The sequence below is a fragment of the Rothia mucilaginosa genome, from assembly GCF_019334805.1.
GTDB classification, from domain to species: Bacteria; Actinomycetota; Actinomycetes; order Actinomycetales; family Micrococcaceae; genus Rothia; species Rothia mucilaginosa_C.
Window position 1 is genome coordinate 1,996,647 of record NZ_CP079822.1, and the last position, 10,933, is coordinate 2,007,579.

Consider the following 10,933-nt stretch of genomic DNA (forward strand, 5'->3'; position numbering starts at 1 on the left):
GACTTCAGCAATGGATAAAAGCTATCCCTGAAGACGCTAACCTAACCCCACAGTCCGTAACTCATGACCAGAGTCCATAAGTCATTACTGAACATGCAGCCACCTCCGGTCGGAAGACCTCTTAGACTCTGTGGTGCCGCCGCATACTCAGCGAAAAGCCACAAGTGTTTCGAAAAGCCACCATTTTTGTGGCTTTTCGAAACACAAGTGGCTTCTCGGCGGGAAGGGAACGGGAAGAAAAAAGGGGAGCGCAAAATTTGACCTTCACGCCAAGCCTCGGTATAGTCTTATCCGTAAGCGTGATTGGCGCAGTGGTAGCGCGCTTCGTTCACACCGAAGAGGTCACTGGTTCGAACCCAGTATCACGCACCAATAACCCCCGTTTCGAGGAACGGGGGTTTTATTATGCCCACCGGTATTTGTGCCCACAAGCAGTACAAACCCAGCCGCGGACACAACCACCCGAGAATGAGGTACCCCGTGACAACACCCGAACTCGCCGCAGCCACCGACTACGGACGCATGTATGCGCGCGTCCGCGGAGGAGAACCCCTCGTCCCCTCCATCACCACCGTCATCGGGCAGCACGCCAGCGACCTCAGCGGCTGGCACGGGTACATGGCAGCCAAAGCCGCCCTCGAAGACCAGCGCACCTACCGCGCCACCGGATCCCACGGCCTCAAATTCGCCATCATCCGCGACGCAGCCAGCGCCTCCGAACGATACCGCGACGCAGCCGCCGCCCGAGGCGACCGCGTCCACAACTACGCCGAAGCCGTCGCCCTACGCGCCATGGGCCGCGAACACAACCTCGACGAAAGCCGCGAACAGCTCATCATCAACGGCGAACAAGCCTACGCCGACCGCTTCGACGAATGGTGGGAAGCCTTCAAACCCCGCCCCCTCGCCGCCGAAGTCACCATCTGGAACGACACCGTCGGCTACGCGGGCACCCTCGACCTGGTCGCAGAAATCGCAGGCCGAACCTGCATCATCGACTACAAAACCAAAGGCACCGACAAACGCGGCCGCGTCAAAGCACTCGACGAAAAAGTCGTCATGCAGCTCGTCGCCGGACTCAAAGCCGAAGAATCCATCGTCGACCCCGATGAAGGCACCTGGGAACCTTGGAAATACGGCGACGCACCCGTCCTCATGGGCGTGGCACTCGGCGAAACCCAAGTACTGCCGCAGCAGGCAAACCCCGCCGTGCTCGAACGCAACTGGTACAAGTTCTGCGCCCTGCGCCGCGTCTGGGAATTCGACCGCCAGGTTCAAGAATTTGAAGACCCCGCGCTCATGCCGGTAGTGCCGCCGCCGACGGCATAGGCCAGCACCCCCGCCGACTAGAAGACTGGGCGGTATAGGGGAGTAGCGAGCGTAGGGGAGAGGATCAAACCCCCGAGGAGGTGAGCCCAGGGAGGTGAGGCTCAGCCCTCACCCTGCCGCCTCCACCCCCAGCGCCTCGATTCGTTCTAGATTCGCGCTACCGAATCGGCGACAATAGAACAAATAGGCAGAACGGCGCCCGCGCACCCGCTGTGAAGAACCCGCTACTGGGAGAACCCTCCTGCCGAGAGAGCCCGCCAGCGCAGTTTCACCCGCGAGGTTCTATCGGTGCAGTTCTGCCGCCATATTGAAATCCGTAAGCACATTCCCGGCACTCCGCCGGCAAAGGAGAACCATGACCATCCTGAGCATCCGCACCGTAGGCGACCCGGTGCTGCGCAGCGTCTGCGACCCCATCACCGTCTTCGACGACGACCTGGCACGACTCATCGACGACATGCTAGAAACCATGTACGACGTGGGCGGCGTGGGCCTTGCCGGCCCGCAGATTGGCATCTCCAAGCAGATCTTCACCTTCGGCGGCATTGACGACCGCGAAGGCTACATCATCAACCCCGTGCTCGAAGTCGGCGAAGAAGACCAGGAAGGCGGCGAAGGCTGCCTGTCCGTGCCCGGCCAGAAGTCCGCGACCCCGCGCAAGAACTGGGCGCGCGTGACCGGCGTGGACCGCCACGGCGAACCCCTCGTGCTGGAGGGTGAGGGTCTGTTCGCCCGCATGCTGCAGCATGAAACCGACCACCTGCACGGCAAGCTCTTCATCGACCGTCTCGTGGGTGAAGACCGCCAGCGCGTGATGCGTGCCCTGCGCGCCGCAGACTATAACACGGTCGCCGCTAAGACCGTGACCGAGCGTGCAGCCCGTGTGGGCGGTGCCTTCGGCGGGGGTGGCGCGTTCGGTGCCGGTTCCTCCTTCGGTAGCTTCGGAAAGTAGGCTCACATGCTCAACATTATTTACGCAGGCACCCCCGACGTTGCCGTGCCACCGCTCGACTACCTGGCGAACTCCGAGAAGGTGCGCGTGGTCGGCGTGCTCACCCGTGAAGATGCCCCCGTGGGCCGCAAGCGCGTGCTCACCCCCTCCCCGGTGGCGCAGCGTGCCGAAGAGCTCGGCCTGCCCATCGTGAAAGCAAACCGCTGGAACGACGAAGCCGCCGCGGCCATTGCCGAGCTGAACGCTGCCGCTGCCGCCGTGGTCGCCTACGGCGCCCTGCTGCCGCTGTCCGCGCTCGAATCCCTGCGCTACGGCTGGGTGAACCTGCACTTCTCCAAGCTGCCCGCATGGCGCGGCGCCGCCCCCGTGCAGCGCGCCCTCATCGCCGGTGAGCAGGAAATTTTCTCCACCACCTTCCTGCTCGAAGAAGGCCTGGACACCGGTCCCACCTTCGAGCAGGAATCCACCCCCGTAGCCGCCGACGACACCGCAGGCACCGTGCTGATGCGCCTCGCCACCAGCGGCGGCGCACTGCTTGAACGCACCTTCGAACGCCTCGAAGCGGGCGAGAACGGCACCGTGCAGGTCGAGGACGAGTCGGTCAGCTACGCCTCCAAGATGAGCATTGCCGACGGCCGCCTCACCTGGAGCGAACCCGCCGAGCAGATCCTGGCACGCTTCCGCGGCGTGACCCCCGAACCCGGCGCATGGTGCGAACTGGGTGAAAACCGCTTCAAGATCGGTGGCCTGGCGGTTGCCGATGAGCGCCTGGTGCAGTCCCTGACCGAGGCGAACGGTGGCCCCCTCGCACCCGGCGCGGTGCGTCTGCACGCGAAGAAGGTACTGGTCGGCACCGGTACCGAACCCCTGATGCTGCTGCAGGTTCAGCCTGCCGGTAAGAAAATGATGGATGCGCCCGCGTGGGCTCGCGGCGCTGGCAAGGACATGGCGGAAGGCCTGGTGGTACTCGCATGAGCAACGAAAAGCGCCCCTACAAGGGAGGACACGGCAAGCCCGGTCACGCTGGCAATGGCAAGCCCGGTAACGGCAAGTTCAACCAGGGTGGCGGCCAGGGTGAGGGCGGTGCGAAGCGTAAGCGTCGCCGCCGCTCCGGCGCTGGCAGCGGCTCTGGTGTGAGCGAGCAGAACCGCCAGCAGTCCCAGAATTCCCAGCGTTCGCAGAATCAGCGCGCTCAGAACCAGCGTTCGCAGAATCAAAGCTCGCAGGGCCGCCCGCAGAAGTGGGACGACAACTCCCGCAGCGAATCGCGCACCGGTCGCCGCTTCGATGGCCTGACCAGCGTCGAACGCGCCGCACGCCGCGCCAAGACCGAGCACGATGACACCAAACGCGGTGGCGGCGGCACCTCCCAGCGCAATAAGAGCGGCCACGAACGCAACCGCCGCTCCATGTCCGCCCGCGAATTCTCCGCGGCGGCACCCTCCGCACGCTCGCGTACCGCAGACACCGCACGCGCAACCGTCTTCGACGTACTGCGCTCCGTTGCCGAATCTGACGCCTACGCAAACCTCGTGTTGCCCAAGGCGATTCGTAGCCACCGCCTCGACCACCGCGACGCAGGCTTTGCAACCGAGCTGACCTACGGCACGCTGCGCCACCAGGGCACCTACGACGCAATCCTCAGCCGCTGCGTAGACCGCCCCATCGAGAAGGTCGGCACCACCACCCTGATCGTGCTGCGCATGGGCGTGCACCAGCTGCTGAACATGCGCGTTCCCGCCCACGCGGCACTGAACCAGAGCGTGTCCCTGGCACGTGAAAAGATCGGTGCGGGCCCGGCAAGCTTCATCAACGCGGTGCTGCGCCGCGTCTCCGAGCGCACCCCCGAAGAGTGGTACGAACTCATCATCGAGGACGCGAAGGACGACACCGAGCGAATGGCTCTGCTCGCCTCGCACCCCGGCTGGATTGTGCGTTCCATGCGCCAGGCACTCGTCGCGCACGGTCGCCCCGCCTCCGAAATTGAGCAGCTGCTCGAAGCGGACAACCTCGCCCCCGTGGTGAACCTGGTTGCGCTGCCCGGTCTGGGTAGCCTCGACGAGGCACGCGAACAGGGCGCCGTCGACGGTGAGCTGGTGGAAGGTTCGGCACTGTATGCTTCCGGCGATTTGGCGCGCCTGGAATCCGTACGTGAAGGCACCGTCCGTGCCCAGGATGCCGGTTCCCAGCTGGTAGCTCGCGCGCTCGCCGCAGCCCCCCTGGACGGCCCCGACACCGCCTGGCTCGACCTGTGCGCGGGCCCCGGCGGTAAGGCGGCGTTGCTCGGCGCTATCGGTGTTCAGCGCGGCGCATCCCTGGTCGCTAACGAGGCGGCACCGCACCGCGCCCAGCTCGTGGAATCTTCCATGCGCCCCCTGCCCGAGGACAGCTACACGGTACTTACCGGCGACGGCCGCCAGATCCGCGAGACCCTGCGCAAGAACGCCTCCAGCCTGCCCGGATCCATTGAACCCGGTCAGCTTTTCGACCGCGTGATGGTCGATGTGCCCTGCTCCGGTCTGGGTGCTCTGCGCCGCCGCCCCGAGGCGCGTTGGCGCAAGTCCCCGCGCGATATTGCCGAGCTGCTGCCCCTGCAGCGTCAGCTCCTGGACGCAGCCATTGAGGCGACCCGCCCCGGCGGCGTCATCGCCTACGTGACATGCTCCCCGCACGCGGCAGAAACCCAGAACATTGTTGCCGAGGTGCTCGAAAGCGGCGCGGTCAGCCTGCTCGACTCCGCCGCCGCACTGCGCGAAGTCGCCCTGCACACCGAAGGCGCAAACGGCGAACCCGTGAGCGTGCTGGCGGGGGAGAAGGACCCCGGCCACACCCCCGAGATCAAGGTCAAGAAGGGCGCGCCGGTCGTGAAGGCTTCGGAGAACCCGACCACCGCGCAGCTGTGGCCGCACGTGCACGGAACCGACGCAATGTTCCTCGCCCTGCTACGTAAGAACTAGCCGCTTCACCGCCTAGCATCATCCGCCATACGGCACGGATTTGAAAGGAACCCCATGGGTATTGCCATTAACCCGTCGATTCTCTCGGCGGATTTCGCGAACCTGCAGCGCGAGCTGGAGCGCATTTCCACCGCAGACGCCGCGCATATTGACGTGATGGACAACCACTTCGTCCCCAACCTCACCTGGGGCCCGCCCGTGGTCAAGCGTCTGCGCGAAATCTCCCCGGTGCCGTTCGACGTGCACCTGATGATTGAGGACGCCGACCGCTGGGCACCCGAATACGCCAGCATGGGCTGCGAATCGGTGACCTTCCACGCGGAGGCGGCTATCGCCCCCATCAAACTGGCGCGCACCCTGCGTGCTGAGGGCGCGAAGGCGGGTATGGCGCTGCGCCCGGCAACCGCCGTGGAACCCTACCTGGACATGCTCAGCGAACTGGATATGCTGCTAATTATGACCGTGGAACCGGGCTTCGGCGGCCAGGCGTTCCTGGATGTGACCCTGCCGAAGATTGCCCGCGCCGCCAAGGCGATTGAGGGCGCGAACCTGCCGGTGACCGTGCAGGTGGACGGCGGCATCACCGAAGAGACCATCCTGCGTGCGGCGGAGGCGGGCGCAACCTGCTTCGTTGCCGGCAGCTCGGTCTACGGCGTGGACGAGGCACTCGGCGGCCCGGAGGCGGCGATCGCCTCCCTGCGTGCGGCGGCTGCATCGGTCAAGCGTTACGGCACCGGTTGTGGTTGTCGCCACTAGCGGTGCACGCCGGTAACTGTGTCCGCTAATAATGGTGCTGGGCAGTAACGATGCACACCAGTAATGGTGCCCGGCATCTATAAAGCCTCAACGACCCGTTGTGAAGAGCGCCCCGTCGCGGTTTTTCGCGGCGGGGCGTTGTGCGTGTTCTGCTTTCTCAACGCTTCTCAACTGCCGCAGATTCATAGCGAAAACTGGTGGGGAGAGCCACCCATTTAAGCGACATAGTGTCAGCAAGACTGTGACAAAGAGTGAAATATGTTACCCGCGGAATTCCGCGGCAAAACCGGGCATCCTGACGGTCTGAGAAAACAAACAGAACGCGTCTTGATGTAACACTCAGATATCTGTAAGGTTAGGTATAGTTTAGTCACATCTAGGGGGAACTATGTCTTTCAACCGAACCGAGCTGACCGACACCGAAAACCAGGGCGCACCGGGCGTTAACCGCCGCGCCTTCTTCGGCCTGGCGCTCGCCTCATCGGCTGCTCTCGCCCTCGCGGCATGCAGCAGCGAGACCACCACGACCACCACTTCCGGCGGTAACAGCGGCACCCGCACCATCAAGGATATCGATGACGAGAATGTAGAAGTTCCTGCCAACCCGCAGAAGGTTATCGTCCTCTCCGAACCCACCCTTGACGGCCTGCTCGCCCTCGGCGTGACCCCCGTCGGTTCCGTCTCCGGCCGCGGCCAGTCCGGCGTACCCAACTACCTCGCCGACCGCGCCAAGGACGTAAAGATCATCGGCACCGTCGCCCAGGTCAACTACGAGCAGATCGGCAACCTTGACCCCGACCTGATCCTCGTCGACTCCACCGGCGTGGACAAGCGCTCCGACGCCTTCGAAACCCTCAAGAAGATCGCCCCCGTGGTCTACTGCGGCTACGCGGGCGGCGACTGGCGCATCAACTTCCGCAACGTCGCCAACGCCATGAACATGGTTGACAAGGGCGAAGAGGTCATCAAGGCATACGAGGCAAGCGCCGCAGCGCTGAAGGACCAGCTCGCCCCCAAGTACGGCGACAAGACCTTCTCCATCGTCCGCTGGGCAGGCAACGGCCCCGCCCTGATTCTCAAGGAACTGCCCGCCGGCCAGGTACTCAACGACCTGGGCCTCAAGCGCCCCGAGGCACAGGACCGCAACGGTCAGGGCCACTCCGAGCCCGTCTCCCTGGAGAACCTGGCAACCATCGACGCGGACTACATGTTCCTGGGCACCCTCGGCGGCGCAAGCCAGCAGAACCCGAACGCGCAGGGCTCCGCAGGCCTGCAGGGCGCCGAAGAAGCACTGAATAAGGCGAAGGAAACCTCCGGCTTCACCAACCTGAAGGCAGTCAAGGAGGACCACGTGATTCTCGTGGACGGCTCCAAGTGGACCTCCACCGGCGGCCCGCTGCTGCTCAACGGCATTGTTGAAGACGTCAAGAAGGCGCTTCCGCTCTAAACGTCCCGTTCTAAACACCCCGTGAAGCAATCACCCGCTGAAGCTTCCTGAACCCCCTTCCCGCCGCAACCTAGATTTGCGGCGGGAAGGGGATGCACGACCCACCACACCATCCTCAAGGACCACAATGACCGAAACTCGACCCGCACGCACCGCAGCCCGCTATGGTGCCGTCGTGGCTCTCGCTGGCGCGCTCATCACCCCCGGAGCCGCTCTGACCGGCACCACCATCGCTTACGCGGACACCCCCGCAGCCACCCAGCAGGCGGATAAGGCTACCGTGACCATCTCCACCGAGAAGTGGCGCGAAGGTAAGCTCATGCTACGCGGAACCGGCTTCACTAGCACCGCTCCCGGCCGCGGCGCAGTGTTTGCTGTGAAGTTCCTCGACGCCCTGCCGGATGAGGCTCACCAGGCGATTAACCCGCTCACCAAGGAGGGCGGCAACTCGCCCGCAAACTTCATGGGAACCGCTAAAGAGGACGGCACTTTCGAGGTTGAGGTATCCCTGCCGACCCCCGAAAATACCGGTCTGACCGCTGAGCAGCTGAAGAACAAGGGCTGGACCGTGGAGGGTACCAGCCACCGTATTCAGGTGCTTTCTGGCTCCCTGGGCGGTGTGGATGCGGACGGCAACACCTACGACCGTCGTGTATCTGTGTCGCAGAATATTACGCTGAGTGCCCAGGCTCCGAGCCCGGCACCCACCGCAGAACCCAGCGCAACCGCAGAGCCCAGCGCAACCGCAGAGCCCAGCGCAACCGCTGAGCCTTCTGCGACTGCAGAGCCTTCTGCGGAGCCGAGCGCCACCGCTGAGCCTTCTGCAACCGCCGAGCCCAGTGCGACTGCTGCGCCCACCGCTGAGCCCACCGCGGAACCGAGCGTTACTGCTGAGCCCACCCCCGATCCGAGCGCAACCGCAGACCCTACCCCCGCACCCAGCGAAGACTCGAAAACCTGCGCCCCCGCTGGCGACTCCTTCACCCCGCGCCTGACCATCGAGAACCCCAAGGCGGTTCAGGGCGGCAAGCTGCACCTGACCGGTGACGGCTGGTGCAACCCTGAGGATAAGAAAGCATCCGTTATTGGCTTGAAGATTGACGACGGCAAGGTATCCCGTAACGACGCCACCGCGGTCAACGATAACCGCACCATCTGGGCTGTCATCACCCCCGATGAAAACGGCCATATCGACACCTGGATTGACCTGCCCACCCGCGACAATGCAGCCTTCAAGAATGATGAAGACGCCGCCAAGTACGCCTCCGGTGAGCACACTCTGCGACTGCTGACCGGTAGCCTGCGTGAGGGTGACCGATCCGGAACCTACGGCGGCGCCAACAGCCAGGGCGGCATCAACACGACCTTCACCATTGGCGAGTACGCCCCCGGTGACGCGCCCGAGCCGGTCAACGCCTCCGAACTGACTAACGGTAATGGCGTGCAGGTGAGCCGTGACGGCTCCACCGTGACCGTGACCGTGCCGAACGCTGAACCGGGCACCTGGGTGTACGCCGCGACCTACCTCGGCAACTCCCCGCAGACCCTCTACGGCTCCGGCTGGAAGCGTCTGGATGGCAACCGCAGCTTCAGCTACGAAACCAGCGTGAGCATGCCCGCCGCAACCTACCGCGTGGTTGTGCACAACGGCAACCAGGGCGCTGAAAATGCGGTGCTCGGTTTTGCTGACATGACCGTGGAACGTGCTGTTACCCCTCGTCAGGACGTTTCCCGCGATGAGCAGGACGCCACCGACCAGTTGGTCGAAGAGCTGAACGAGAACCCGGCAACCGCAACCTCCACGGCACCTGTGCCCATGCGTAACGCGGGCGGCCGCATCAGCACCCGCGCCACCGACGTGGACGCATCCCTCGCCGCGCTCTCGCAGAGCACCGCTCCGGTCGTGAACCGTGTGCAGGCTAAGGCGAAGGTTCAGGGCGCGCAGAAGAACCTGGCAACCAACCTGCAGAAGGTCGACACTTCGGCGAAGAAGGCTGTGAAGGCCGCAGCCGGTTCGAAGAACTCGCAGAACACGCAGGGCTCCCAGAACTCCGCCGCTGGCACCAAGGCACAGGGCCCGACCATTGAGGGTACTGAGCTGACCGGTCTGACCAAGTGGCTGGTCAACAACGCCAATAACCTGCTGCTCTCGGCGGCTGGTCTGGTGGTTTTGGCTGCGGCTCTGCTACTGCGCACCTCCAAGAAGTAAGCTTTCTGACCACACATTCACATCGGCACCGGTCCACGCTCCACAGTTTTGACCCTGCACCCTTGAACAGGGGCGTGGACCGGGTGCCCCACGAACCACTCGGGTCACGACCCGCTGAACTGCACCGACCTACTGAACTTCACCTACACGAACCCGGTAGCGTTCAGCTTCGACCCCGGTAATTTTGAAAGGACCACCATGCGTGCACCTTTTTCGGGAGCCCCGAAGGCATCCCTGACCTCTAAGGCGCTGACCGCCTGCGCTGCCGCAACCCTGGCGCTGGGCTTGGGCGTTGGCACCGCTTCCGCTCTGCCTCCGGGCGGTGCGAAGGCATCTACCCCCGGCACCTCCTCGACTGTCTCTTCTTCGGTGAATGAGCACGGCGTGATTTCCTTTAGCGTGAGCGGCTTCCCCGCGAACACTGTGGTGTCCGTGAAGGTTGACGACGGCGATCTGTGCCCCTCCGATGCGGCTCAGGGCGCTTGCGTGGTGCACCAGCAGAAGAGCGATGGGAACGGTAACGTCTCCGGTTCCTTCGTTCTGCCGGATGTAGGCCCTGGCACCCACACTCTGCGTTTCCTCGCGACCGGCGAGAAGCGCGATAAGGACGGCAAGTACCTGGGTACCGAGGCGTACACCAACCGTAGCCCCGAGTTCACCGTGGTGGGTGAGGGCGGTTCGGATAATTCCTCCTCGAACTCTTCGGGGTCTTCTTCGAACCGCGGCTCTTCCAGCTCGAAGAGCAACGGCGGTTCCTCGAATGGCGGCTCGAACTCTAACAACTCCGACTCTGCAGACGACGCTCAGGGCTCTAACGACTCCAACGAGTCCTCGTCCAATGGCGGCTCGAACGGCTCTTCCAACGGTTCTGCAAACGGTGCGGCTGACGCTGAGACCGTCTACACCGATGCTGATGGCAACACCATCACCAAGGAAGAGTACGATCGCCTGAACTCGGAGGCTGATTCTTCCGGTACTACCTCTGGTTCTTCTAATGCTTCCTCTGCGCCTTCTGCTTCGGCAGATGCTCAGAAGAAGAAGGCGACCGCTTCGGCGAGCGCGTCCTCTTCGGCTGTTGCGCGCGGTACTGCGTCGAGCCCGAGCGCTTCGGCTTCGGGCGCGGCTAACACCGCATCCACCGTTCAGACCGTGACTTACGGTGCTGCGTTCCCGTGGATTGGCGTGGTGGTTCTGGGCGTAAGCATTGTGGGTGCCGCTGCGCTGCTGCTGACCCGTAAGCGCTAAGACTTAACGTCGGATGCGGGTGGGGGAGTGACCCGCCC

The 10,933-nt window shown here is 64.0% G+C and carries 8 protein-coding genes and 1 tRNA gene; all 9 read left to right on the forward strand.

The window, feature by feature from the left end:
* Positions 1 to 297 precede the first annotated feature (297 nt).
* A tRNA-Val gene (locus LPB405_RS07965) sits at positions 298 to 372 on the forward strand.
* Positions 373 to 480: 108 nt separating this feature from the next.
* On the forward strand, positions 481 to 1,329 hold the full coding sequence (locus tag LPB405_RS07970; RefSeq protein WP_219101119.1) for a PD-(D/E)XK nuclease family protein: 849 nt from the start codon (positions 481 to 483) through the stop codon (positions 1,327 to 1,329).
* 355 nt (positions 1,330 to 1,684) lie between these two features.
* Positions 1,685 to 2,281, forward strand: a complete 597-nt coding sequence (def, locus tag LPB405_RS07975; protein ID WP_219101121.1) for a peptide deformylase — start codon at positions 1,685 to 1,687, stop codon at positions 2,279 to 2,281.
* 6 nt (positions 2,282 to 2,287) lie between these two features.
* The gene (gene fmt / locus LPB405_RS07980; protein WP_219101123.1) at positions 2,288 to 3,256 is read left to right on the forward strand and encodes a methionyl-tRNA formyltransferase; all 969 of its coding nucleotides are present in this window, start codon (positions 2,288 to 2,290) and stop codon (positions 3,254 to 3,256) included.
* Positions 3,253 to 5,238, forward strand: coding sequence for an RsmB/NOP family class I SAM-dependent RNA methyltransferase (locus LPB405_RS07985; protein ID WP_219101125.1), 1,986 nt, complete (start codon positions 3,253 to 3,255; stop codon positions 5,236 to 5,238). The genes fmt and LPB405_RS07985 overlap by 4 nt, the downstream gene beginning before the upstream one ends.
* A gap of 54 nt (positions 5,239 to 5,292) precedes the next feature.
* Positions 5,293 to 5,994 carry a ribulose-phosphate 3-epimerase gene (gene rpe, locus LPB405_RS07990; RefSeq protein WP_219101127.1) on the forward strand — a complete coding sequence of 234 codons (702 nt, stop codon included), beginning with the start codon at positions 5,293 to 5,295 and terminating at the stop codon, positions 5,992 to 5,994.
* A gap of 388 nt (positions 5,995 to 6,382) precedes the next feature.
* A complete protein-coding gene (locus tag LPB405_RS07995) occupies positions 6,383 to 7,441 on the forward strand; it encodes an ABC transporter substrate-binding protein (protein WP_219101129.1) in 1,059 nt (352 codons plus the stop codon).
* Positions 7,442 to 7,568: 127 nt separating this feature from the next.
* Positions 7,569 to 9,650, forward strand: coding sequence for a peptidase (locus LPB405_RS08000; RefSeq protein WP_219101131.1), 2,082 nt, complete (start codon positions 7,569 to 7,571; stop codon positions 9,648 to 9,650).
* A gap of 198 nt (positions 9,651 to 9,848) precedes the next feature.
* Positions 9,849 to 10,895, forward strand: coding sequence for a hypothetical protein (locus LPB405_RS08005; protein ID WP_012903304.1), 1,047 nt, complete (start codon positions 9,849 to 9,851; stop codon positions 10,893 to 10,895).
* Positions 10,896 to 10,933: the final 38 nt, after the last annotated feature.

What these genes read in the sequence shown, in the direction of transcription:
- def (WP_219101121.1), top strand. Translation starts at nt 1,685, where the DNA reads ATGACCATCCTGAGCATCCGCACCGTAGGCGACCCGGTGCTGCGCAGC.
- fmt (WP_219101123.1), top strand. Translation starts at nt 2,288, where the DNA reads ATGCTCAACATTATTTACGCAGGCACCCCCGACGTTGCCGTGCCACCG.
- LPB405_RS07985 (WP_219101125.1), top strand. Translation starts at nt 3,253, where the DNA reads ATGAGCAACGAAAAGCGCCCCTACAAGGGAGGACACGGCAAGCCCGGT.
- rpe (WP_219101127.1), top strand. Translation starts at nt 5,293, where the DNA reads ATGGGTATTGCCATTAACCCGTCGATTCTCTCGGCGGATTTCGCGAAC.
- LPB405_RS07995 (WP_219101129.1), top strand. Translation starts at nt 6,383, where the DNA reads ATGTCTTTCAACCGAACCGAGCTGACCGACACCGAAAACCAGGGCGCA.
- LPB405_RS08000 (WP_219101131.1), top strand. Translation starts at nt 7,569, where the DNA reads ATGACCGAAACTCGACCCGCACGCACCGCAGCCCGCTATGGTGCCGTC.
- LPB405_RS08005 (WP_012903304.1), top strand. Translation starts at nt 9,849, where the DNA reads ATGCGTGCACCTTTTTCGGGAGCCCCGAAGGCATCCCTGACCTCTAAG.